This is a genomic window from Nonomuraea lactucae (genome assembly GCF_003313395.1).
Classification (GTDB): Bacteria; Actinomycetota; Actinomycetes; order Streptosporangiales; family Streptosporangiaceae; genus Nonomuraea; species Nonomuraea lactucae.
This window is the reverse complement of the sequence record NZ_QNFZ01000294.1, coordinates 23,760-47,252: the sequence shown is the minus strand read 5'-3', so window position 1 is coordinate 47,252 and position 23,493 is coordinate 23,760. Positions and strand designations below refer to the sequence as shown.

Below are 23,493 nucleotides of genomic sequence, written 5' to 3'. Positions count from 1 at the left end.
CGTGGTTTGGCAGCTCCATTACACGTCAGTGGAGGCCGGTCCCACCGGCCGGGCCGGCTTCCAGTACGTGGCCGAGTCCCCGGGCGTGCCGGCCGAGCTGGGCGTCCAGATCACCTCCTATCTCACCTACCGCCCGCCGCCCAGCCTGCCCACGGCGCCGACCCCGGAGCAGATCAGCGCCATGCCTGTGGCCATGGCGTACGGGCCGGTCGGCGACCGGTCCGCGGTGACCAGGTGCGTCTACCTGGGGCAGGACTATTCGGGCAGGTTCGGCAACTTCCTCGGGCACGCCCTGGTGCTGGACGAGGACGACCTCGTCGGGCTGCGGCCGATCGAGCTGTGGCGGGCGCCGCTGTGGGCCGACGCCCCGGCCGCGCCCGGCTCGACGCTGCCCGAGCTCGCCGAGCCGGCTCCGGGCGCGGCACTGGACCCGGAGTCCATCGGGCAGTGGCTGCGCTCCGGCGGTGAGCCCGCCTACCAGCGGCTGAGCGCGCTGCTGGAGCTCGCCCGGCGGATCCTGACGCAGGGGCACGGCAGGCTGGTGCTGGTCGACCCCGACTGCGAGCAGATCGTGCGCTGGATCGCGGCCATCTCCTACTCGCTGCCCTGGGAGGTGGCCAGGCGGCTGTCGTTCGTCACCTACAGCGGCGACCCGGCGGCGACGGCCCAGATCATCGTCGGCACCACGCCGGACGTCTGGCTGCCGGCCGATCTGGACGCGAGCGTGGTCCGCCTCGACCAGCCGCCGCGGCCCACACCGGTGGGGCGGTTCGCGGGCACCGTCACCGACCTGTGGCGGCGGATGAACCTGGACGGCATCGACGAGCTGGGCACGTTCGGCGGCGCGGACCCGGAGACGGCGGCGGCCGTGATCGCGCTGTGCGTCTCCGGCGTGTCCCTGTCGGACGAGGAGCAGGCCAGGGTCGCCCTGCTGGTGCGGGAGTGGTTGCCGCACTGGGTGTGGCCCGCGCTGGGCGGGCGGGCCGGGCTGCTCAACCACGAGCTCGCCCGCGCCGTCGTCACCGTCGGCCCTCCTGAGGCGGCGGAGCCCTGCCTGCTGCGGTGCGCCGTGCTCGCGCTGCGCGACCCCGGCCTGCCCTCCCCTGGGCGGCCGGTGCCCGACCGGTTCCGCGACGAACTGGCGCGGGCCGCCCTGGCCGAGCTCGACAGGGCGGCGAACCTGCCCCACCTGGTCGCCATCCTGCGCGTGGTGGACGAGAGCGCGCTGGCGCTTCCCTCCCTCCGGGTGGAGCGGGCGGCGGCGGCGCTGGTCAGGGAGGACCTCGCCGACCTCGCGGGCTGCCTGTCCCGCACGCCGCCGCTCTGGTGGGGCCACGTGTTCAACGGCCTGCTGGCCGGACTGGAGCATGCCCCGCCCGCGCTGCGCGCCCGCCTGCTCACGCCGGAGGTGTGCGCCGTGCTCGCCGACCATGACCTGCGGCCGGCGCCGCGTACGGGCATCGCGGTCGCGCACTGGCTGGCCGGGTCGAAGCGCAGGGACCGCGTTGACGTCACGGCGGTCCTCCTGCTGTACGACGACCCGATGGCGCGGGAGGAGCGTGAGGGCACGCTGCGGCACATCTGGGAGCGCGACGTGACGGCGGGCGAGTGCCGGCGGGTCGTCGACATCGCCGGCCCCCGCCTGCCGACCTCGGCCACCCTGTCCACGCTGCCGGGCCGGATCTACGTCAAGACGCGGCTGAAGGACCGGGAGGCCGTCAAGCTCGCCCAGCGGGTCGTGGACCTGCGGATACCCGGGTGCGCCTGGCGCGACTCCCAGTCCGTCCTGCTCACCGAGGCGATCGAGGACGTGCGCACCCCGGAGGACGCCGCGGCCCTGCTGCGCGAGCTGGTCGAGCTGACCTGGGAGGCGGAAGCGGAGCTCGCGGCGCTGGTGCGCAGGCGGGCGGCGGCGAAACTGGCCAAGCAGGATCCCCGGTTCCGGACCCGGCTGGTGAAACGGCTCACGCCGCAGGGCCGGCAGTGGCTGGTGAGCTGCTGGCTGGCCGCGCGGGCGGGCCGGGACGAGCAGGCGGCGCTGCTGGAGATCGCGATCAGGCTGCGGCAGGCCCAGGTGGTCGTCTCGGAGCTGGAGGACTGGGCCGCGGCCCTCGTGAACGGCGGCCGGGGGTTCGCGGTCATGGAGAGCCGGTTCAAGAACGACCCCGACCTGCACGCCGGGCTCAAAGGTCTCGTACGTCCGAAGAAGTGGGGCTTCTCGCCCAGGGGCGGCCGGCCATGATGGTCGTGGTGGCGCTGCTGTTCTTCGTCGTCCTGTGGATCGCCGCCGTGGCCGCGGGCGCGATGGCCGCGGTCGTGATCTTCCCGGTGACGGCGGCGGTGAGCACCATCGTCGCGGTCGGCCTCTACTGCGCGCACGCGAGCCAGATCATGCTCCCCGACGCGGCCGAGGGCAGGTCCCCGGTGGCGCGCCCGGCGGGCGGCGCCGGCCGCGATCCCGCCTACCGCCACTACCTGGCATCCCAGGTGTGGAAGGACCTGAGGGAGATCCTCAACAGCGCGATCCCGCTGATGGCGGCCAAGGCGGGCCGGGCGCTGAACAGCGCGAGCAGGGTCCTGGTGAAGGGCGACCAGGGCTGGTTCCTGTTCCCCGTCTGGCTGGCCGTCTGCGGCGGCGTCCTCGCGGCGGCCGTGCCAGTCGCCCTGCTCGTGGCACTGATCGCCGCGGCCTACACCGTCACCGTGGCGGTGGGCCTGATCGTCTGGCTGGCCTGCGTGGGCGGGCTCCGCGCGGTCGAGCAGGTCCTCATGCTGGCCCGCCGGATCCTGCAGGCCTGCCCGTACCCGGGCTGCTACGAGCGGTTCACGCTACCCGTCTACGCCTGCTCGACGTGCGGGAGCAAGCACCGGCGCCTGACCCCCGACCTCAACGGCGCGTTCTGGCACGTCTGCGCGTGCGGCACCCGGCTGCCCACGACGATCCTGCTCGGCCGCTACCGCCTGCAGGCGCACTGCCCCCAGTGCGACCGCACGCTGCCCACCCGCGTCGGCCGCGTCCGGATCGAGCCGCTCCCCCTGGCGGGCGGCCCCGACGCGGGCAAGACGACGTTCATGGCGCTCGCCGTGGACGCCCTGCACCGCGCAGCCGGCATGGCCGGAGGCAGCGTGCTGTTCGTGGACAAGGCCGACGAGAACGCCTTCCGCCAGCTCCGCCGCGAGCTGTCCAAGGGCAAGGTCGCCAAGACCCCGCCCGACCTGCCCAGAGCCGTGATGCTGGACGTCAAGCTGCCGGGCAGGAGGCGCTCCAACCGCATCCTCTACCTCTTCGACCCCTCGGGGGAGCACTACACGGGCGCGAGCCGGGTCGAGGAGATGCGCTACCTGGCCCACGGCGAGGCGCTGGTGCTCGTCATCGACCCGTTCGCGCTCCCGGAGGTCCAGAACAACCTGCTCGAATCCGAACGCCAGGCCCTCACCGCCAAGGGCGTCGCCCTGTCCAGGGAGGATCCCGCCGACACCTTCACCCGGCTGCGCAACGAGCTGGCCGCACGGGCCGACGGCGGCAAGCAGCGCCGCGTGGCGGTGGTCCTCACCAAGGCCGACCTGCTCGCCACCACCACCTCGGGCCGCGGCGTGGACGACCTGCCCGGCTGGTTCGCGCTCATGGGGCTGGGCAACCTCGTACGGGAGCTGAAGAACCAGGGCGTCGACGCCCGCTACCTGGCCTCCGGCCTGCCGCCCAAGTCACGGGAGATCGCCCGGCTGTTCGGGTGGCTGACCGGGCTGCGGCTGGACGCGGAGGTGGCGGAGGCGGCCGGCGATCTGACCACGGGCGACGCTCGCGAACCGTGGGACGCCAAGGCCCGTCCCGCCGGAAGCCTGCCGCTGAGCTACCTGGTCTCACGCCGCTCGATCGCCGCCGTCAGCATCGCCCTGTCCACCGCGGTGGTGGTGGCACTGGCGGTGGTCCTCCTTGCGGTGTGGTCGCCGAAGTGGCCCACCGCGAACCCCGGTGACCCGACCACCGTGGCCCAGGCGCCGGCGTTCGTCCCGATGCCCAAGGCCATGATCGGTAAGTGGCGCGGCCCCGCCGAGCAGCCGGGCTCACGCCCTTACCGCGTCGAGATGGTGCTGAAGGCCGGCGACACCGGCGCCAAGGTCGGCAGCATCAAGTATCCGGGGCTCGACTGCTCCGGCTCGCTCACCCTCGAACCCGGCGACGGCAGCGCGGACCGGGTGATCCTCCGCGAGCAGATCACCGCGGACCCGCGCAACACCTGCGTTCGCACCGGCTGGATCGCCCTCACCAGGGCGCCCGAGAAGAAGCTCGCCTTCCTCTGGTACGACAACCCCGACGCCGTCCGGTCCGACGGTCCCGCGTCGGTCCGGGCGACACTGCGCAAACCATCGTAAGCTCATCCAGGAACGGAGCATCGGCACCAACCCCTGGGAGATCCACCCAGTGACGGATCCCGGCCAGACCAGATCCACGCCGACCGGCCCACCCCTTCTCGAGATCGCCTGCGACGAGTCCGGCTCCGAAGGGGAGAAGCTGGTCGGCGGCAACACTGCCGTGTTCGCGCACGCCGGCGTCCACCTGAGCGCCGCGTCGGCGGCGAGCTGCTTCGAGGAAGTACGCAGCCGGGCCCCTTCTCCGACGCTGGAGTACAAATCCGACGTCATCCGCCGCAGGAAGCACCGCGAAGCCCTCAAGTGGATGCTCGGCCCGTCGGCGCCGCTCCTCGGAAACGCCCACGTGCTCCTGATCGACAAGCCGTTCCACGCCCTGACCCGGGCCGTCGGCCTGCTCGCGCCGGAGCGGGAACCCGAGGACATGGCCGCCACCCTCTATCACCAGGGCCCGCCCGCGTTCGGCCACGAACGCTGGAACGCCCTGCTGGAGGGCTTGAACGACCTGATGCGCACCAGGAACGGCCTGGCCCGCCCCAGGAACGGCCGGCGCCCGGACGCGGGCGTCGACTCGGTCTTCCAGGCGCTCGGCGCCCTGCGCCTGGTCTGCCCGCCGGGCCGGCTGAACGAGATCCTCGGGCTGCTGCAGCAGGGCAGGCCGCACGCCGAGACGCTGCGGGCCCGGCAGCTCGCCGGTGGCCCGCCGGCGATCCCGGCGCTCGACCCTCTGGTCCCGGCCATCGTCCAGGCCGTGGCTCACTGGGGTGCGGGCGGAAACCCCGTCTCGATCGTGCACGACCGGCAGACCCTGCTGACCGAGGAACGCGTCACCCGGCTCAGGCGACTGCTCGCCGCCCCGCGCCCCGCCCCGCCCGGCCACCCCCCGGCCGGGTGGCTGGCCGGGCTGCGGCTCGTCGACTCGCGCTCCGACCCCCGGGTCCAGCTCGCCGACCTCCTCGCCGGAGCCGCACGCCAGATCGCCGAGGAAGAGCTGGGCGGACTGGGCGACGAGGAGCTCACCGCACTGCTGCGACCCCACGTGCTCGCCTCCTCGGTCTGGGGCGACGCCCGGAGCCGCCCCCTCCTGGCCCCCGCCGCCCGAACACCCACCTGACCCCCCGAAGGCGGTGGCCCTGAGCGGATGTCGATCCGCTCAGGGCCGTCGCGCCCTCGCTCAGGGTGTCCCGAGCCAGGGCTTCAGCCGGTCAGCCCTGCGGGCGCTCGCCGGCCTTTTCGGCCCAGCCCATCTTCTCGAACGCCACCTTCCACTCCGGGATCGACTTGCCCACGTTGGTGAACGAGTACTCCAGCAGGTCGGCGGTCTTCGGGTCGAAGGTCATGGTGAAGTCGACCTTCCCCTCAGGGCCGGTGGACTGGTAGGTGAGGGCGACCCCTGTACGCCCCAACCCGTCGGTCACCTGGCCATTCGACTTGAAGTTCGGCTGCTCCGCCAGGACTTTGAACAGAGCGGAGCGCGTCCCCGGCGTGAGAGGCGCGCTCATCAGGTCCAGGCCCGTCTGCGGCAGGTAGTCGTCGGCGAAGCTGCCCTTCTTCTTGCGGCTCTCGGCGTGCAGGCTCCGCAGCCGGCGCTCCAGGCCCTCCTTGTCCGTCGGCAGGTCGGCCACCGTCTGCAGGGTGAGGGAGGGGTTGTCGAGCGACACGGGCATCATCGTCTTCATCTCAGACGTTTCGGGCTTGTCGTCGTGGAGCATGGGCGAGCCCGCCTCCTTCCACTTCGCCTCCTCCTGCGGCGTCGCGAATGAGATCTTCACGTCCTGGTTGTCGTTCATACGGTCCTTGGCGTCGTTGTCGGCCGCTCGCCAGTGCTCGGTCGTGTAGGAGACGACCGCCTTGTACGGCAACTTCTCCTCCTTGAGCTTGGTGATCGCGTCGATGAACTCCTTCTGGGCGGCCTTGAGCTCGGCGGGCTTGTCCTTGAGCTCCGCCATCTTGGCGTTGAACTTCGCGTGCAGAGCCTTGAACTCGGCCCCGTCCTCCGTCATGGCATTCTGGACCGGCTCGGAGGCGCGCTTCCGGGTGTACCAGTAGCTGCCGGAGCCGGCCGGTTCGCGGGCCACGGTCTCCGCCGCCGCGAGGAGGAAGGACCGGGCGCTCACGTTCCGCGTCGACAGCGACTGGGCGGAGCTGGGCGAGGACGCGGCGGGTCCGGGCACGGACGTGCTCACCATGTCGGGGACCACGACGATCGCGGCGGCGGCCAGGCCGGCGCCGATCGCGGCGGTCACGAACAGAAAGGGACGGCGAGACATCGATAGTCTCCTTGAGGGTCGAAGGGAATGGTCGGTGTGGAACGCGCGGGCGAGGTCGTCCGAACGGCGACGCCGGTACGCCTCGTCCGTCAGCTCGTCCAGCCTCATGGGCTTGAGGTCGGCGAACATGCGGTCGTTCATGTCTTCTCCGTCGCGGGGCAGGCGACGCTGGTTCGACATCAGGTCTCCTCCGAAAACTGCGGGCGCGTGGTGCGGAGGTGGGCCAGTGCGGTCCCCTCCTCGATTTCCACGTGCAACGCCTTGCCCAGGCGCTTGCGGGCCCGGTGCAGCCTGACGTTGTACGTGCGGGTCGAACAGCCCATGACGGCGGCGGCCTGCTCAGGCGGCAGCCCGTGCCAGGTGGCCAGGGCCATCGCCTCCAGGTCCTGCTCCGGCAGCGCGGCCAGCACGGCCAGCGCGGTCTCCCGGTCGACGACGTGCTCAGCGATGTCCCAGATCAGATGGTCCTGAGCCGTGGTGAGTGCCGCGATCCGGTCGACCAGCGCCTGACGCTGGCAACGCGAGTCGCGCTGCTTGGCCAGCATGTTGCGGGCCACGCCCAGCAGCCACGGCAGCGGATGCTCCGGCAGCACGTTCAAGCGCTTCCAGGCGATCAGAAAGGTCTCGCTGGCCACATCCTCGGCGACCCCAGGCTCGGCGCGCAGCAGGGCATAGCCCAGCACACGCCGGTAGTTGCGGTCGTAGAGGCCGGTGAAGCGTTCTTGGCGATCGTCCACACCCAGTAGTCCCTCTGAACGGGGTCCGATTACCCCTGACTACGCAGATTTGTGGGACTGGAGGGGATGGTGGGGGCCAAGGGGTTTCATTGACACGCGCCGGCCCGGTTCATAACGTACTGAACGGCATCCACTTACGAGGAGTGTGTCACATATGTGAACTCCTGTGTCAGACGGCAGGAAGCACAGCCGTCATCCGCACGGCCGACTCGCCCACCAGGAAGGACACCGGTTATGCGGTTACTCGCACCCATCGCCACCTTCGCTGCCCTGCTCCTCGTCCTGTCCACGGCGCTCACCGCCTCCCCGGGCGTGGCGAGCGCCACCGGCGGCGCGGCGGAGGCGCCGCTGCAGATCTACCCCGTCCCCTCCATCTACCCCGCCTCGGCGGATTACCGGCTGACCGCCAACGGCCGCACTGTGCCCGTCACCCGCTATCCCGGCTACGACATCGCCCAGTTCGCCATGGGCTCCGGCACGGCCACCATCTCCGTCACCAAGATCAATAACACGAACATCGGCTCGTACCGCATCAGCCCGGCCAAGCTGAACATCGCCGGATCCGTCAGCGGCTCCACGCTCACCTTCACCGTCCCCAACGACGAATACCTCATCGTCAAGGTCGACGGCCGCCGCCAGCTCGTCCTCGCCATCGACCCGGCCGAAACCAACCGGCCACCGTCGACCGGCACCGGCGTCTCCAACGTCGCACGCCCGCCGTACAACGCGAAGCCCGGCACCGACGCCTACTCCACCGCCGCCTTCCAGACCGCGCTCAACGACGCCGCCGCGTGGGGAAGCGCCAACGGAAAGCAGGGCACCGTGTACGTGCCCGCCGGCGTCTACACCCTGGGCAACCTCTACCTGCGCAGCAACGTGGCGCTCTACCTGGAGCCGGGTGCCGTGCTCCGCTACACCGGCGAGCGCGCCCACTACGACGTGCACTGGCGCAAGGTGTCGCAGCAGCGCGACATCACGTGGTTCATCTCCACCCGCTACTCCTCGCGCAACATCTCCATCTACGGCCGGGGCACCATCGACGGCAACGGCCGCGCCGCGCTACAGCCGGGAAACCTGGGCGTCAACCTCCTCACCCCCATCTACACGACCGGCTTCACGGTGGACGGCATCACCTTCCGCGAGTCCAGCAGCTGGGCCATCATGCCCACCCGCTCGTCAGACATGACCTTCAGGAACATGAAGATCTTCAACCGGTTCGACATGGGCGAGAACGACGGCATCGACGTCATGGAGTCGACGGACGTGACCGTCAAGCACGCCATCGGCATCGGTCTCGACGACCCGTTCAGCAGCAAGACGTGGACCTCCAACACCGACCTGTTCCGCAAGGTGCCCGGCGATTCGCGCCCCCTCCGCGACGTCGTCTTCGACGACCTGGTCTCCTGGACGTTCTGCTACGGCGTCAAGGTCGGGCAGGGCGTCTTCCAGCCGCAGGAGAACGTCACGTTCCGGCACGTGGTCGTCTACGACGCCGCGGTCGGCATCGGCATTCACCACAAGTACGGCACCGCGAACGCCACCGGCATCCGCTTCGAGGACATCGACATCGAACGGCTCAGCTTCAGCAACGACGGCAACCGCACCTGGCTGGCCCTGTGGATCGACAGCGGCGGAGTCGGCCCGGTCAAGGACGTCACGCTCGCCCGCGTACGGGTCCGCGACGCCGGCACCACGCCCGCCCGCATCAACGGCCAGCCCGGCGCGCCGATCACCGGCGTACGCCTCGACACCATCGTCATGCCCGGCGCCACCGCCCCGGCGACCACCCTCCAGCAGATGAACCTGAGCAACCTCTCCCACCACGGCCCGATCACCATCACGCCCACGACAGGCTGACCTCAGCCGGTTCTCACCAGGTGAGGAACAACGCCTCCGGGGAGCGGTGGATGAGGGTGGGCGCCATGGTCACGTTGGTGCGCGCCAGCCGCAGCCCCGGAAGCTCCCGGACGAGCTTCTCCAACGTGATCCGCACCTGCTCCTTGGCGAGCTGCGACCCTGGGCAGCTGTGCGGACCGTGGCCGAACGACACGTGGCGGAAGGCGGGCCGCGCGATGTCGAACTCGTCCGGGCGCGCGATCGCGTCCGCGTCCCGGCCGGCCGAGGCGAAGGAGACGAAGAGCACGTCGTTCTCGTGCAGCTCGGTCCCGCTCAGCGTCACATCGGTGGTGACCGTACGCCGGAAGCCCTGGACGGGAGCCTCGAACCTGGCCGCCTCCTCGACGGCCGCGGGGACGAGCCGCGGCTGCGCGCACAGCGACTCCCACTGGCGGCGGTCACGCAGCAGGTGCAGCACCACCGTGCCTAGCAGTGCGGTGGCGGTCAGATGGCCCGCCAGCAGCAGGTTCTGGAGGTTGGAGACGATCTCCCGTCGCTCTTCCAGCGTGAGATCGTCGGATCCTGGCGCCAGGTTCCGCACCATCTCCGTGATCAGGTCGTCACGCGGCTCCGCCCTGCGGGCGCGAGCGTAGCCGTCGAGCAGGTGCTGCACCGCCACGATCTCCTTGGCGGCCTCCACCTGCTCCGCCTCCGTCAGCTCGGTGAACAGCAGCTGCTCCGCTCGCTGCGCACCACGTACCGCTCCCTGAGCGTCGGCCGGGTCCAGGCCCATCAGGTGGCCGATCACATCGGCGGGCAGCGGCCTGGCGTACGCGTCCATCCACTCGACCTGGCCGTCGCCGGCGAAGGAGCCGATGAGCGCCTCCGCCCGTTCGCCGACGAAGGGGAGCGCTGCGGCGACCCTGGCGGGAGACAGCCCCCGGATGAGAGGCCGGCGCAGGCGCTGGTGCGCCTCGCCATCGGCGCTGAGCACCGCCTGCCGTCCCCCGAACCCCTTGATCAGCTCCGAGAGCGCGGCCTTCCCCGGCAGGTGGTCGGGCCGCAGCGCGCCCGCCGACGAGAACAGCTCGGGCTTGCTCAACACCTCGCGCACGTCGTCACGCCTGCTGACCAGCCACGCCCCGAGCTCAGGCACGAAGGTCAACCCGCGAGCCCCGCGGGCCTCGGCGTAGACGGGGTACGGGTCGCGGTAGAAGGCATCCGGGGTGGCGTGGCTGTCGTCCTGGGCGAGCACCATACCGGACAAGATCTCACAGACCACGCCTCACCGGCACAGCGAACCGGGTCCGCGGCAAAAAGAAGACATTACGGGCCAGACAAGCATCGGCAAAGCAGCCGCAGACCGCGTGGGTCGAGTTCGTCTTCGCCCATAAATGGGACTCGCTGCGCAACAACTTCGCCTACGAGGTCGCACTGGTTATAGGCGGCTCCAGCGTTCATAGGAGCATGATTCCGGCGATACGGAGGCAGTCAGAGCGAGCCTGTCCATACCGGCGGGCCGACTACACGAGGGCGTCTACGAGCTACGCGCAGATATCGACGTGGCCGCGACGACCGGCGAGACCCTACTGACGCAGCCATCCACCGAGGGGCCGATCATCAAAGTCTTCGGTAAGTCTCTCGGCTCTCCGGAGGACTGGAAGTTGAAATAGGAAGCCCCGGGGCCATGTGCGCTTCCGGGTCGCGCCGCCGCGCGACCCGGGCGAGTGGTGACCGACGTGGCGGCACTAACCGCGGTGGAAGGTCACCCTGAATCCGGTGCAGTTCCGGCATTGCCGCATGGTCTGGTTTCCAGGTTCCGTGTCCTGCTTCGACCACGCATAGGCCTTCGGGCATCTCGCGGAGATCATGTTGCTGTAGGGGGTTCGCGCGTCCCTGTTGGGGTTGACGCAGAGCATCGGAGTGCCGCTGTCCCAGTACCTGAGGTTCGCCGGCGGGCAGTGGCGCAACAAGTTCTCCGTGCACCCGACCGTTTCGCACTCCTTGGACCCGGCGGGCGCCGAGGCGTTCACCGCCTCGATCGTGATGGGCAGGGAGAAGGCGTTGACGTAGCTGACGTTGTACCAGGGCGCCAGCCGGTCCCTGGTGTCGAAGTTGAACTCGGCCAGGCTGGCGGGCTGCTCACCGGTCGTGCAGCGGTCGGCGAACGGACCGCAGTCACCCACCTTGCACCGGAACGTGCTGCCGGAGTTCCCGCCGCAGCCCTGGCGGGCGAAGAACTTCCCGCGCCAGTGGCCCGGCGCGCTGGATTCGGGGATCCTGACAGTGGCCGACTGCCCGGACCGCAGCGTTGGCAGGCTCGTGAGATTCCTGGAGCCGTCGGCATTGACCGCACTGCCGATCCACAGCGTCTGCCCCGAATTGTTGACGAGGGTGATGGTGTGGTCGGCCAGAGCGGCGACTCTCGCGGTGGAGGCTGGCTCCGCCACGCCTTCCGCAGCTGACGCGGCCAGGGCGGTTTGCTGGCCGGCAGGACCCGGCCCCGGTGCCACCGCCACGAACACGAAGGCGGCAGCGATACTGACCATCCGCATGATTCCGGTCATGCAACTCTCCCCACGGGCGGCGGTGTAGGCGCCGCACCGATCTCGTTGAGCAAGAAAAGTCCTCATTGTGCGGCGGCCCTTCCCCAGCCGAGCAGGGAAGGGCCGGTGCTTGATCACCTGATCCAGCGGAACGGGACCAGGCGGTGAACCGCAGCGGCGGAAGGCACGGTCATGGGGATGTGGCTAGGCCCACACCCACTGGATGCGAACCCGCCCGGCGTTGAGGTCCGCGATCTGGCGGAACGCGGCGGGGCTCAGGTCGAGATCGTCCGTCTTGCAGGAGGGACACTTGTCCACGATCGTCACGTAGACCACCCCCAAGGGACCCCGCACGCGCAGCTGCTTGCCGCATGCCGGCGAGTTGTTGGGGTTGGGCTGGTTGCCGTACCAGCGGGGGGAGATGGCCACCACCAGCTGGCCATCGTTGTTGTTCCAGCCACAGGCGCCGACCCCCGTGTTGTACCAGGTGCCGTCCCCGTAGTGCACCGCCGACGCGGAGGCCGGTCCGGCGGTTAAGACGGCGCTCCACAGGGCGAGAACGGACAAGACGGCGACGAGGAGAGAACGCTTACGGGCACTGCTTCGAATTGTGCGCCGGATGGATGACACGAGATCCTCCTTGACATGTGTCGGCGAAAAGGCACCGCACAGAGCGACATTTGGCCACGTTCGTACGTCAGGCGACCGCACAAAGCACGCCGCCATTTACAGGAGGTGCGAGGTGTTTCCGGAGACGGACGCGGCCACTGGTCCTCTGTACGGGACCGCGGCTATCAGAGCCGCTCAGGGCATGGGATACAGCCGGTCGACCGAGTACGCGAAAGGGCAGTCACGGGCCACCGCGCGAGTACGCTTGAACAATGACCACGAAATAGCCGTCGACGCCTACCTGCGCGTGTGCTCCAGATATCGACCCTTCTTTTGTCGTGCTCGAGCGACCGGTTCCCGGGCATATTTCTACAGCAGCCCACGAAGGTCGACAAGACCCACTTTCCATGGTCAATGAGCGAGACAAAGTGGAGCGCCTCCGACACCGATTACCGGGTGACCTGCTGATTCGCGAATGAGCATGTGCTGTCACGGTTCAACGCGCGGCACGGCTCCACAAAAACGGTGGCGTTGGTCACAATGGCAAACGGTCGGACCGATACGGTCATTTAGCGCAGATTATGCAAGGAATGGCATCCGCAAAGGCGCCCGGCGTCTGGTACGGCTCCCTCACTGGCCGCAGGGGTCAGAGGCGGCCCGTCGTAGCGTCCAGGGCGTACACCTTGCCGTCGGTGCTGCCGACGTACACGAGCCCGTCGGCCACCACCGGATTCGACCAACTGATGTCGCCGAGGGTGGTGTGACTCCAGCGCACCCGGCCGGTGGTCGCGTCCAGCGCACGAACCTTGTCATCGTGGCCGCCGACGTACACCACGCCGTCGGCCACCGCCGGGCGAGAGTCGATCTTGCCGCCGGTGGCGTGACTCCAGCGCACCCGGCCATCGGCCGCGCCCAGCGCGTACACCTTGCCGTCGCCGCCACCGACGTACACCACGCCCTTGACCACCGCAGGGCTGGAGAGGACCGCGCCACCGAGCGCACGGGTCCAGCGCACTCCGCCATCGGCCGCCTCCAGGGCATACACCTTGCCGTCGCCGCTGCCGACGTACACCGTCCCCCCGGCCACCGCCGGACTGGAGTCGACGGCGCCTCCGGTGGTGCGCGTCCAGCGCACCCGGCCGGTCGCCGCCTCCAGGGCGTACACCGTGTCGTCGTCGCTGCCGACGTACACCACCCCGCCGGCCACGGCGGGGCTGGAGAGGACCGCGCCTCCGGTGGCGCGCGTCCAGCGCACCCGGCCGGTCGCCGCCTCCAGGGCGTACACCTTGCCGTCGCGGCTGCCGACGTAGACCGTCCCGCCGGCCACCGCCGGATTGGAATCGACGGCGCCCTTGGTCGCACGGGTCCAGCGCGCCCGGCCGGTGGCCGCGTCCAGCGCATGCACCTTGCCGTCGCCGCTGCCGGCGAACACGATCCCGCCGGCCGCCGCCGGGCTGGAGTAGACGTCGCCGCCGGTGGTATAGGTCCAGCGCACCCGGCCAGTGGCCGCGTCCAGCGCGTACACCTTGTCGTCGCTGCTTCCGATGTACACGGTACCGTCGGCCACCGCGGGGCTGGAGATGATGTAACCGCCGGTGGTGTAGGTCCACCCGATCGCGCGGGTCGGCGCGGTGGAAGCGCCAGTCGCGGCAGGCGTGCCGTTGACGGAGCCGGCCGTTCGCGGCCCCCGTGAATCCAGCAGCCACCACAGCAGCAGGCTGGCGGCGATGACGACGATGGTCGCGGTGGCGGTCACCGCGGTCATCCATCTGATCGGTGCCCGTGACGGAATGGCGGCGCGACCGGGCTCACCGGGGGGTGGATCGGCGGGCCAGGTGGCCGTTGAAGTCGACGCCTGGCTCTGGGAGGCCGGGTTGCGGGTGAAGGCGAGCCGGCCGGCGGTGTCGGTGCCACGCTGGTTCGGCTCAGGCAGGCCCCGGCTGTGCAGACGGTGGCGCAGATGCGGGTAGAGCAGGTCCAAGGTGAGCCACTCTGGCCCCTCAGGCAGGCCGGTGCGGACCAGGTCCAGAAGTTCGCCGGTGAAGGACGTGCAGGCGTCGGCCTGCAGGCCCAGCGGAGGAACATGGGCGGTGTGGTCGCTGGCGGTCAGCGTGTAGGCGCCACGGATGCCCGCGCTGTCGGCGACGCCCTCGGCGGACAGGGCCTGGACGGCACGGCCGGAGTAGCAGCAGTCCAGGATCACCACTTTGACCCGTGCGGGGCTGTCCAGCAGGGCTTGACGCAGGCGTTCGTACTCCAGGCCGGTGACGTCGGGGTCGCCCTCGTCGGTGCCGGTCAGGGGCAGGCACAGATGCCCGTTCTGCAGGATGATCCCGTGCCCCACGAAGTACACCAGCAGCACATCTGTCGTGTCGCGGGCCAGCCGCCGCAAGGTCCGTACCAGCCCGGCCGCGTCGGCGGGATCGCGGATGAAGGTGATCCGCTCCTCCGGCCAGCCGCCCAGGGCGGGGTCCGTCAGGACCCGGCGCAGTCCTTCAAGGCTGTTGGCAGCGGCGGGCAGGGGCCGGAACGCCTGGTCGTCATAGGCCGACACACCGATCAAGATCGCCCGGGAGCGAGCATGGTCAGGCGGGCGGGGCGCCTCAGCGCTCATCGGACGCCCGCAGCACTTGGCGCAGCAGCGGCGCGATGTCCTGGTCCCTGACCCGCCGGGCGTCCAGTTTCACCTCGCCGGAGGCTTTGACGGTAAGGGTGACGTCCGCCCGGCGGGTGGCCAGCCAGACGGTCAGCGCCCGCGACAGGGCCGCGACCGCGCCTGCTGAGCTGAGCGCCAGGACGAGCGTGTCCAGGGCCCCGCCCAGCTCCTCCTCCGCCGCCGGCCTTCGCATGACGCTCACCGTCCCGGTCAGCGCCCGCTCGCCGGCCAACCATTGCCACAACGCGGTGAACTCCGCTATCTCATCGCCACCTGTGAGCTGGATCTCTGCCTGCATCAGCCACCCCTACACCGATGGGACTATCACTCCAAGGAAAGCAGGAGAGTAAGCCATTCGCTTGAGATTGCATCAAAGCGTGACCAACTGACAACAAGCCGTCAATGGACGTTTCCAGGTGTGTGAGCACGGCCGGCCATTCGGCCATTTCATTATGGGATAAAACGCCACGGGCTAAATGTCTGGTTCGTGATGAAGTCATACCGGACTGGTGATCACGTCTCTGGTGAGCGCTTTCGCCAATCAGCAAGGTTGCACTCAGTCGATGAGAAGGAGTTCATCATGAGTGCCCTGCTTCAGCCCCGGCGACTTCGGGAGGCCACGTCCTCGTGGCACGGTCCGCTCAGTTACTGCGCGGCGGCCATGGCGGTGCTGGCCGTCGTCAGCGCGATGGGGATGGCGGTCGACGAGCGAATGGTGCTCGGTCAGGGAGTATGGCTCAAGCCGTTCAAATTCGCGATGTCGTTCGGGCTGTACGCGGCCACGCTGGCCTGGATGATCGGTCAAGCCGGCCGGTGGCGGCGGACGCTGTGGTGGCTGGGCACCGTGACGGTGGGCGGGTTCGTCGTACCGGAGATCTCGGCCATCGCCTTCCAGGCGGCTCGTGGGGTCCGCAGCCACTTCAACTTCTCCACCGGGCTGGACGAGACGGTGTTCATGGTCATGGGCGGCGCCGCGTACCTGGGGTGGCTGCTGACGTTCGCGATGGGGATCTTTCTGGTGGCGCAGCGCCGGGTGGACCGAGCCATGGCGTGGGCGATCCCGCTCGGGCTGGTCATCTCGCTCGCCGGCATGTCCGTCGGCTACCTGATGACCGCGCCGACCCCGGACCAGGCGCGGGATCTGGCGGGCGGGCTGAGCCTGGCCACGATCGGCGCGCACAGCGTGGGCGGGCCCGACGGCGGCGCCGGCATGCCGGTCACCGGCTGGGAGAGCGGCTCGGGCGACCTGCGGGTGGCGCACTTCGTCGGCCTGCATGCCATGCAGGTCCTCCCGCTGGTGGCGATCGGCCTGCGGATGCTCTCTGGCCGGCTGCCCATCCTCGCGAGCACCGTCACCCGTACGGCCCTGGTGATCGTGGCTGCGTTCGGCTACGGGGGACTCACCGCGCTGGTGCTCTGGCAGGCTCAGCGCGGGCAGGCCCTCGTCCGCCCCGACGCGCTGACGCTCGGGGCCGCGGCGGGTCTCGTCGGGCTGGTGTCGGCCTGCGCGGCCGTGATCCTGGCCGTCTCCCGAACGCTAATGCACGCCGAGCCGGTTCCCCTCTCCGGGCGGTGAAGAGCAGCCTCCTAGGCTGAACGGGTGCACAAGAGGGCAAAGCTGATCGCGGTAGTGGTGTTCGCGGCCTTCGCGAGCGTCTACGTGGTGGCCGGATCGCCCCTGGCGCTGGCACTGCCGGTGCTCCAGGTCGCCTTCGTCAGGTGGCGTCGGTGGTGGTTGGTCGCCCTCCAGGCGGCCCTGGCGTACGGGTCGGTGCTGCTGCTCGGCTCCTCGGTCGGCATCCTCGGTTTCGTCGGCGGGTCGTTGCTGCTGACTCCGCTGTGGCCGCTCGCCCTGGCGGTGGTGGCGAGCGCTGCCCTGCTCGGCCCCCTCGACCCGGTGATCAGCATGGTGTTGATCTCCCTTGTCGTCTACGGCCTGACCACGATGATCGACCGGATCGAGGAGGTGAACGCGGCCAGGCTGTCGCTGGCGATGACGGCGGCGGCCGAGGAACGGCTGCGTATCGCCGCCGAGCTGAGCACGGGGCTGGGCAGAGCGCTCGCCACGATCGCCGCCGGCGCGCGTACCGGGACCCCTGACGTGGAGACGGCGCGACGCTCGCTGGCCGATGCCCGGGCCGCGGCGGCGAGCTACCGGGCGATGTCCCTGGCTCCCGAGATCTCCACCGCCAAGGCGATGCTGACCGCCGCGGGCGTCACCGTGGACGTGCGTGTGGGCCATGCGGAGCCGCTCGGCCCGGCGGGCGCCCTCTTGGCGGCCGTGCTCCGCGAGGCTGTGACAGAGATCGTACGGCGGCGCACGGCCACCACCTGCCTCATCGAGACTTCCACGGAGGGTTCAGCCGTACGGTTGCGCGTCTCCAACGACGGTGCGCGGACAGCCGACGACGGTGCGCGGACAGCCGACGACGAGAGCCTCGGTGACCTGCCGGCTCAGGCCGAGGCGGCGGGAGGCACGCTCACCGTCGGGCTCGCCGGTGACGCCTCGATGACCGTGGAGGCGACGCTGCCCCTCACCCGCCCACCCGTCCGGCCCGCGCATGACGGCATGCTGTCGATGGCGTTGCTGGCGGCCGTGCTGGTGGGGTTCTCGGCCAAGGCGCTGCTGCTGGCCGGCTCGCTGTGGCCGGCCGCGCTGCTGGCCGTCATCGTGTTAATGCAACTGCGATCGGTCGAGGGACGGCACCCGGTGGCGCTGTCGATCATGGCGGTGCTGACGTTCGCGCCGATCCCGCTGTTCGGGCAGGCATGGCTGGGTGTGACGGGGTTCCTGGCGGGGCCGATCCTGCTGGCCTTCTCCTGGGGAGTGGCCGTGCCGCTGGTGGCGGCGATCGTGGCAGTCGCCGCGGTCGCCGGCGCGCTGCTCGGCCTGCCGATCCCGCTGACCGTGAACTACGCGATCAGCACCCTGGTGAGCGGCCTGGTCGTGTACGGGCTGCTCAAGCTGGCCCAGTTCGCCAGGGAACTGCGCGAGTCGAGGGACGGCCTGGCCCGCGCGGCCGTCATCGAGGAACGGCTGCGTGCCGCCCGCGACCTGCACGACCTTCTCGGGCACACCCTGGCAGCGATCCTGCTCAAATGCGAGCTCGCCCGCAGGCTCGACGTCGAGCGCGCACGCGAGGAACTCGACGACGTCCTGACCATGACCGAGCGGGCCATGGAGGACCTGCGTACGGTGTCGGGCGAGCACAGGCGGCTGTCACTGACCGCGGAGGCGGAGGCGGCCCGGTCGCTGCTGACGGCAGCCGGCATCGAGGTCGTGCTCGGCCTGGACCACTCCACCCTCGGCAGGGACGCGGACACCACGCTCGGCATCGTGCTCAGGGAGGCCGTCACCAACGTCCTGCGGCACAGCTCGGCCGGCCGATGCGTGATCACGACCGCCGTACGAGACGGCACCGCACGCCTCAGCGTCCGCAACGACGGAGTACGCACCACACAGGGGCGCCGCGGCTCAGCCGGGATCGGCAACCTCAGCACCAGGTTGGCGGCACTCGACGGGCGGCTGGCCGTCTCCCGGGAAGACGGCTGGTTCGAGCTGACCGCCACGGTACCGACGCATGCCTGGGTCCCCGCCTAGATCCAGCCCGCCTCGGAAGCGAGGCGCACGGCGTCGGTGCGGTTGCGGGCGTTGAGCTTGGCGACGATCGTGGTGATGTAGTTGCGTACGGTCCCGGCGCTGAGGAAGAGCTGACCGGCGATCTCGGTCGCCTCGGCGCCCGCCGCGACCAGCCGCAGGACGTCGGCCTCGCGGGAGGTGAGCGGGTTGTCGGCCAGGTTCCACGCGGTCTGGGCGAGCGCGGGGTCGAGTACGCGTTCGCCCCGTGCCACCTTCCTGATCGCGGTCGTCAGCTCCTCCGGCGAGGCGGTCTTCAGCATGAAGCCGTCCACCTGGGAGGTGAGCGCGCGGCGGAGATGGCCGGGCTTGCCGTGGCCGGTGAGCATGAGCGTGCGGCATTCCGGCAGCCTGGCACGCAGCTCGCCGGCGGCGTCGAGGCCGTCGATAGCGCCGGGCATGTCGATGTCCAGCACGGCCACGTCCGGCCGGTGAGCCAGGGCGGCGGCGACCGCCGCGTCCCCGGATTCGACCGCCGCGACGATCTCGATGTCGGGTTCGAGGCCGAGCAGGGTCACGAGGGCCTCTCTGATGACGTGCTGGTCCTCGGCCAGGAGCGTGCGGATCATCTGACCATTATGTCCGGATGATGATGAAGTCATGACTAGGTCGTGATCGCCTCTCTGGTGGCGGAAAGAGCAGATAGCAGGCTTGAGCCCATGACAGAAGCAGTGCGGTTGGACGCGGTGAGCAAGGTGTACGGCAGGGGTCGGAGCGCGGTGGCGGCCCTGCGCGAGGTGTCGGTCGGCATCCCCCGGGGAACCTTCACCGCGGTCATGGGTCCCTCAGGTTCGTGTTCCAGGCTTTCAACCTGGTCTCCGCGCTGACCGTGACGGAGAACATCACGCTGCCGCTCATGCTGGCCGGCGCCAGGGTCGACCGGGCGTGGCTGGACGAGATCGTGCACTGGGTGGGCCTCGGCGGACGCACCGATCGCCGCCCGGCCCAGCTCTCCGGCGGTCAGCAGCAGCGCGTCGCACTCGCCAGGGCACTGGTGACGAGGCCGGAGGTGGTGTTCGGCGACGAGCCGACGGGCGCGCTGGACACCATGACGGCCCGCGACGTGCTGACCCTGCTGCGGGAGGTGGTCTCCACGCTCGGCCAGACCGTGGTGATGGTCACCCACGACCCGGTGGCCGCGGCGTACGCCGACACGGTGCTGTTCCTGGCCGACGGCCGGATCGTGGACGCGATGACGGCCCCGGCCGCCGAGAAGGTGGCCGAGCGCATGACCAGGTTGGGGGTTTGGAAGTGATGATCTCGTTCGCGGGTCCCTCCCTCGCCGCCGGCGAAGTCGTCGTGGACGCCCGCCACGCCGGCCGGCCGATCCCCGGTTACCGCGTCGTCGGAGTGACCGCGCAGGCGCTGCCCAGCGAGGACACGATCTTTTTCGCCACCGGCGAGGCCCGCCGCCTGGCCGGACGCGCCGGTCTGGTGACGGCCATCGGCGTCCTCTCCCGAGTAGACGTCACCGTCCCGGGTGCCGTCGCGTACACCGGCCACTAACGCGGCGCGGTCGCGTACATCGGCGACGAGCGCGGCGCGGTCGAGTTCCCCGAGGCGGAAGACGCCCGGGTCAGGCTCATCAGCCTGGGCGGCGCATCGGCGCCACGCCGCGGCAGGCCAGGAAGCTCGTCGGTGGCGAGGCCCTGCTCATCAGCGTGGCTGCCGGGGTGCTCGGCTCCGGAGCGGGGATCCTGCTGGGGTTCTGGTTGCGGACCAGGTTCGTCGCGCTGGGGGCCATGCCGGGCAACCTGCGACTTGTCGTCAGCCCGTTCCCGCCGATCGTCGCGATGCTGGCCACGCTGGTGGCCGCGTGGGTGGCTGCACGCGTCTCCGCCCGCCGTACCGCCAGGATCAGGCCGGTGGAGGCACTGGGTGAGACGGCGATGCCGGCGGCCGGACTCCCGTGGGCCCGGCTGATCGGCGGCCTGCTCGCCGTCGCCGGCGGCGTCGTGCTGACTATGGTGCTGTCCTCGCTGTCCACCGAAGCGGCCGCCGGCCCCGTCACCATGCTGACCGCGCTGCTGTGGACGACAGCGGTCGCCCTGCTCGGGCCGCTGATCGCGCAGGCGGCGACCGCGCTGCCGCTGCGCGCGCCCGGCATGGCCGGCTACCTCGCGCGGAAGAACCTGCGCGCCGACACCGGGCGGCCGGCCTCAGCGATCACACCGTTGACCCTGATGACAGCGATGACGTGCACGATCCTGTTCGTGCCGACCACCATGGAACGCGCCGCCCAGAACGAGGTGAAAGCGGGCGTCAAAGCCGACTACGTGCTCGGCCCGCGGCGCTGGAGCGGGCGCTGCCCGCCGTGACCGTGCTCGACCAGGCCGAGGCGGTGACGACCGGCACGCCCAACGCGGCGGTCGGCTACGTCGCCATGGGTCTGATCATCGCCTTCTGCCCGATTGCCGTGGTCAACACGCTGGCCATGTCCACCCTGGCCCGGTCCAGGGAGCTCGCCGTGCTACGTGTGGTCGGTACCACCCGGCGGCAGGCGGCGCGGATGCTGCGCACGGAGACGCTGAGGGCGGTGGGCGTCGCGGTGGCCATCGGAACGTCGATCTCGCTGGCGACGCTGGCCGCCTTCAGCGCGGGGATGACGGGGTCGGCGCTGCCGTACGCCTATCTCGCGGTGGTCACCGCCGTGGTGACCCTGGCACTGGCGCCACGGCGATCCCCAGCAGGTTCGTGCTGCGGCCTCGCCCCGCCGACGCGCTCGCCGCCCGCGAATGACGGACGGCACCGTCGAAGCGACCGAGCACGGCAAGGCGCGGTGGAGCCAGGTCCGCGCCGCCAGCACCCGGATAACCCAGGAGCCGTGCGATTACCGGAGTCCCTAGTCCTCCTCGGCGAACACGACCTCGCGGCGCTTGCGGATCGTCGGGAGGACGGCGACGACGAGCGCCGCCACGGTCAAGGTCAGGAGCACCGCGGAGATCGGTCGGGTCAGGAAGACTGACGGGTCGCCACGGGAGATGATGAGCGCCCGCCGCAGGTTCTCCTCAAGCAACGGTCCGAGGACGAAGCCGAGCAGCAGTGGCGCCGGCTCACAGCCGCACTTGATCAGGACGTAGCCCAGGATCCCGAAGAATGCGATCGCGTAGACGTCGTACGCGTTGAAACCCACGGAGTATGTGCCGATCGCGGCGAAGAGGATGATCATCGGGAACAGCACCTGGTACGGGATGCGCAGCATGCGCACCCACAAGCCGATCAGCGGCAGGTTCAGCAGCACGAGCAGTACGTTGCCGATCCACATCGACGCGATCAGGCCCCAGAACAGCGCCGGTTCGTCGGTGATGACGTTCGGGCCGGGGGTGATGCCGTGGACGATGAACGCGCCGACCATCAGTGCCATCACCGGGTGGGCGGGCAGACCCAGGGTGAGCAGCGGGATGAACGACGTCTGGGCGGCGGCGTTGTTCGCCGACTCGGGGCCCGCGACGCCCTCGATCGCGCCGTGCCCGAACTCCTGCTGCCGCTTCGAGATCCGCTTCTCGACGGCGTACGAGGTGAACGAGGCCAGCACGTGGCCTCCGCCGGGCAGGACGCCGAGCGCGGAGCCGAGACCGGTACCCCGCAGGATCGGGCCGACGGTCCGGCGCCGGTCCTCGCGGGTCGGCCAGAGGTTCGTCACCTTGCTGATGACCGTCGCGCGGTTCTGCTCGTTCTCCAGGTTGCGCAGGATCTCGGCCACGCCGAACATGCCGACGGCGAGCGACACGAAGTTGATGCCGCCGTACAACTCGCGCTGCTCGAACACGAATCGGGGGGTGCCCGTGTAGATGTCCTGTCCGACCGTGCCGAGCAGGACGCCGAGCGCGATCATCGCCAGTGCCTTGAGCGCCGAGCCACGCGCCAGCGTGATCGACACGATCAGGCCGAGCAGCACCAGCGAGAAGTAGTCGGCCGGGCCGAACTGCAACGCGACGCGGGCCAGCGGTGGGGCCGCGACGGCCAGCGCCACGGTGGCCACCGTACCCGCGATGAAGGACCCGATCGCGGCAACGGCCAGCGCCGCGCCGGCTCGGCCCTGCCGGGCCATCTCGTGTCCGTCCAGCGCGGTGACCGCCGCCGACGACTCGCCGGGCAGGTTGATCAGGATGGCGGTCGTCGAGCCGCCGTACTGTGCGCCGTAATAGATGCCGGCCAGCATGATCAGCGCCGTCACCGGCTCGAAGCTGAACGTGATCGGCAGCAGCATCGCCACCGTCGCCGTCGGCCCGATGCCGGGCAGCACGCCGACGGCCGTCCCGAGCAGCACTCCCACGAAGCAGTAGAGGACGTTCTCGACCAGGAGAGCGGTCGAGAAGCCCAGCACGAGATTGTTGAGGAGTTCCATGCCTCAATCCGGATGCCGTGTCAGAACCCCAGCCACGGGCCCCATAGCGGGATCCGCAACTGAAGTCCGACGACGAAGATGAGCGTGCTGGCCACGGTCAGCCCGGCGGCCACGGCCACGGCCGTGAGCAGCCGTACGCGCGAGCTGGCCAGCGTGGTGAGCAGGGCGGTAATCGCCGACGTCGGCACGAATCCGAGGCCCCGGATGGTGAATCCGAAGAACAGGATCGCGAGCACGATGACGACGACCGCACGCCAGGGGATCGGCCCGAACGAGGCCACCTCGCCGGCGATGAGTCCCTTGATGACGATCGCCAGGCCGAGGGCGGCCACGGCCACGCCGACCAGCAGCGGGAAGGCGCCGGGGCCCATCCGCAGTGGGGTGCCCAGCTCGTAGCCGAGCGCCCCCACCACGAATGCGCCACCTATCAGGACGAAGATCCCCCCGGCGAGGACGTCCGGGAAGGACCGGCGGCGTTCCACC

At 70.2% G+C, this 23,493-nt stretch carries 18 protein-coding genes and 2 pseudogenes; 10 read left to right on the top strand and 10 right to left on the bottom strand.

Features of this window, described 5'->3' with window-relative positions; all coding sequences use genetic code 11:
- The first annotated feature begins 1 nt into the window (after position 1).
- From DQW85_RS21450 to DQW85_RS21440, 3 genes are read left to right on the top strand one after another with little or no spacing between them, the layout of a single operon-like run.
- Positions 2-2,242: a GAP1-N2 domain-containing protein gene (locus DQW85_RS21450; RefSeq protein WP_162795180.1), complete on the top strand. Its 2,241-nt coding sequence runs from the start codon at positions 2-4 to the stop codon at positions 2,240-2,242.
- The gene (locus DQW85_RS21445) at positions 2,209-4,374 is read left to right on the top strand and encodes a TRAFAC clade GTPase domain-containing protein (protein ID WP_113702081.1); all 2,166 of its coding nucleotides are present in this window, start codon (positions 2,209-2,211) and stop codon (positions 4,372-4,374) included. Before DQW85_RS21450 ends, DQW85_RS21445 begins: the two co-directional genes overlap by 34 nt.
- A gap of 49 nt (positions 4,375-4,423) precedes the next feature.
- Positions 4,424-5,485 (top strand): DUF3800 domain-containing protein, encoded by a 1,062-nt coding sequence (locus tag DQW85_RS21440; protein WP_113702080.1) that lies wholly within the window; start codon positions 4,424-4,426, stop codon positions 5,483-5,485.
- Between the two features lie 91 nt (positions 5,486-5,576).
- Here the strand turns inward: DQW85_RS21440 and DQW85_RS21435 are convergent, their stop codons facing one another.
- Together DQW85_RS21435 and DQW85_RS21430 are read right to left on the bottom strand one after the other, a co-directional pair.
- Positions 5,577-6,821 (bottom strand): hypothetical protein, encoded by a 1,245-nt coding sequence (locus tag DQW85_RS21435; protein WP_113702079.1) that lies wholly within the window; start codon positions 6,819-6,821, stop codon positions 5,577-5,579.
- Positions 6,821-7,378 carry an RNA polymerase sigma factor gene (locus DQW85_RS21430; RefSeq protein WP_162795179.1) on the bottom strand — a complete coding sequence of 186 codons (558 nt, stop codon included), beginning with the start codon at positions 7,376-7,378 and terminating at the stop codon, positions 6,821-6,823. The genes DQW85_RS21435 and DQW85_RS21430 overlap by 1 nt, the downstream gene beginning before the upstream one ends.
- 234 nt (positions 7,379-7,612) lie before the next feature.
- Here DQW85_RS21430 and DQW85_RS21425 point away from each other — a divergent pair, with 234 nt between their 5' ends.
- Positions 7,613-9,235 (top strand): glycosyl hydrolase family 28 protein, encoded by a 1,623-nt coding sequence (locus DQW85_RS21425; RefSeq protein WP_113702077.1) that lies wholly within the window; start codon positions 7,613-7,615, stop codon positions 9,233-9,235.
- Between the two features lie 13 nt (positions 9,236-9,248).
- Here the strand turns inward: DQW85_RS21425 and DQW85_RS21420 are convergent, their stop codons facing one another.
- From DQW85_RS21420 to DQW85_RS21400, 5 genes are all read right to left on the bottom strand, one after another.
- Positions 9,249-10,472 carry a cytochrome P450 gene (locus tag DQW85_RS21420; protein WP_113702076.1) on the bottom strand — a complete coding sequence of 408 codons (1,224 nt, stop codon included), beginning with the start codon at positions 10,470-10,472 and terminating at the stop codon, positions 9,249-9,251.
- A gap of 490 nt (positions 10,473-10,962) precedes the next feature.
- Positions 10,963-11,781 (bottom strand): thaumatin family protein, encoded by an 819-nt coding sequence (locus DQW85_RS21415; RefSeq protein WP_113702075.1) that lies wholly within the window; start codon positions 11,779-11,781, stop codon positions 10,963-10,965.
- Between the two features lie 183 nt (positions 11,782-11,964).
- Positions 11,965-12,327, bottom strand: coding sequence for an RlpA-like double-psi beta-barrel domain-containing protein (locus DQW85_RS21410; RefSeq protein WP_162795178.1), 363 nt, complete (start codon positions 12,325-12,327; stop codon positions 11,965-11,967).
- Positions 12,328-13,015: 688 nt separating this feature from the next.
- Positions 13,016-14,983: a caspase, EACC1-associated type gene (locus DQW85_RS21405; protein ID WP_113702073.1), complete on the bottom strand. Its 1,968-nt coding sequence runs from the start codon at positions 14,981-14,983 to the stop codon at positions 13,016-13,018.
- On the bottom strand, positions 14,973-15,323 hold the full coding sequence (locus tag DQW85_RS21400; protein WP_113702072.1) for an effector-associated constant component EACC1: 351 nt from the start codon (positions 15,321-15,323) through the stop codon (positions 14,973-14,975). The genes DQW85_RS21405 and DQW85_RS21400 overlap by 11 nt, the downstream gene beginning before the upstream one ends.
- Before the next feature lie 282 nt (positions 15,324-15,605).
- On the opposite strand from DQW85_RS21400, the gene DQW85_RS21395 reads away from it, so the two are divergent.
- Together DQW85_RS21395 and DQW85_RS21390 are read left to right on the top strand one after the other, a co-directional pair.
- A complete protein-coding gene (locus DQW85_RS21395) occupies positions 15,606-16,601 on the top strand; it encodes a hypothetical protein (RefSeq protein WP_113702071.1) in 996 nt (331 codons plus the stop codon).
- Positions 16,602-16,625: 24 nt separating this feature from the next.
- Entirely contained in the window at positions 16,626-18,626 is a 2,001-nt protein-coding gene (locus DQW85_RS21390; RefSeq protein WP_113702070.1) for a sensor histidine kinase, read from the top strand.
- On the opposite strand, the gene DQW85_RS21385 is transcribed toward DQW85_RS21390, so the two are convergent.
- Complete coding sequence (locus tag DQW85_RS21385) at positions 18,623-19,231, bottom strand: response regulator transcription factor (RefSeq protein ID WP_113702069.1); 609 nt, start codon at positions 19,229-19,231, stop codon at positions 18,623-18,625. The genes DQW85_RS21390 and DQW85_RS21385 overlap by 4 nt on opposite strands.
- A 90-nt stretch (positions 19,232-19,321) precedes the next feature.
- Between DQW85_RS21385 and DQW85_RS21380 the strand changes: the two are divergent.
- From DQW85_RS21380 to DQW85_RS47940, 4 genes and pseudogenes are all read left to right on the top strand, one after another.
- Positions 19,322-19,917, top strand: a pseudogene (locus DQW85_RS21380) (ABC transporter ATP-binding protein).
- A complete protein-coding gene (locus tag DQW85_RS45975) occupies positions 19,917-20,168 on the top strand; it encodes a hypothetical protein (protein WP_205315286.1) in 252 nt (83 codons plus the stop codon). Before DQW85_RS21380 ends, DQW85_RS45975 begins: the two are co-directional and overlap by 1 nt.
- Before the next feature lie 95 nt (positions 20,169-20,263).
- The gene (locus DQW85_RS45970; RefSeq protein WP_205315291.1) at positions 20,264-20,980 is read left to right on the top strand and encodes an FtsX-like permease family protein; all 717 of its coding nucleotides are present in this window, start codon (positions 20,264-20,266) and stop codon (positions 20,978-20,980) included.
- Between the two features lie 65 nt (positions 20,981-21,045).
- Positions 21,046-21,261, top strand: a pseudogene (locus tag DQW85_RS47940) (FtsX-like permease family protein); the annotation flags it as partial.
- A gap of 243 nt (positions 21,262-21,504) precedes the next feature.
- Here the strand turns inward: DQW85_RS47940 and DQW85_RS21370 are convergent.
- Entirely contained in the window at positions 21,505-23,010 is a 1,506-nt protein-coding gene (locus DQW85_RS21370; protein WP_113702068.1) for a tripartite tricarboxylate transporter permease, read from the bottom strand.
- Between the two features lie 20 nt (positions 23,011-23,030).
- Positions 23,031-23,492, bottom strand: coding sequence for a tripartite tricarboxylate transporter TctB family protein (locus tag DQW85_RS21365; RefSeq protein ID WP_113702067.1), 462 nt, complete (start codon positions 23,490-23,492; stop codon positions 23,031-23,033).
- Position 23,493 lies beyond the last annotated feature (1 nt).

What these genes read in the sequence shown, in the direction of transcription:
- DQW85_RS21435 (WP_113702079.1), bottom strand. Translation starts at nt 6,821, where the DNA reads ATGTCGAACCAGCGTCGCCTGCCCCGCGACGGAGAAGACATGAACGAC.
- DQW85_RS21425 (WP_113702077.1), top strand. Translation starts at nt 7,613, where the DNA reads ATGCGGTTACTCGCACCCATCGCCACCTTCGCTGCCCTGCTCCTCGTC.
- DQW85_RS21420 (WP_113702076.1), bottom strand. Translation starts at nt 10,472, where the DNA reads ATGGTGCTCGCCCAGGACGACAGCCACGCCACCCCGGATGCCTTCTAC.
- DQW85_RS21415 (WP_113702075.1), bottom strand. Translation starts at nt 11,781, where the DNA reads ATGACCGGAATCATGCGGATGGTCAGTATCGCTGCCGCCTTCGTGTTC.
- DQW85_RS21405 (WP_113702073.1), bottom strand. Translation starts at nt 14,983, where the DNA reads ATGAGCGCTGAGGCGCCCCGCCCGCCTGACCATGCTCGCTCCCGGGCG.
- DQW85_RS21400 (WP_113702072.1), bottom strand. Translation starts at nt 15,323, where the DNA reads ATGCAGGCAGAGATCCAGCTCACAGGTGGCGATGAGATAGCGGAGTTC.
- DQW85_RS21395 (WP_113702071.1), top strand. Translation starts at nt 15,606, where the DNA reads ATGAGTGCCCTGCTTCAGCCCCGGCGACTTCGGGAGGCCACGTCCTCG.
- DQW85_RS21385 (WP_113702069.1), bottom strand. Translation starts at nt 19,231, where the DNA reads ATGATCCGCACGCTCCTGGCCGAGGACCAGCACGTCATCAGAGAGGCC.
- DQW85_RS45975 (WP_205315286.1), top strand. Translation starts at nt 19,917, where the DNA reads ATGATCTCGTTCGCGGGTCCCTCCCTCGCCGCCGGCGAAGTCGTCGTG.
- DQW85_RS21370 (WP_113702068.1), bottom strand. Translation starts at nt 23,010, where the DNA reads ATGGAACTCCTCAACAATCTCGTGCTGGGCTTCTCGACCGCTCTCCTG.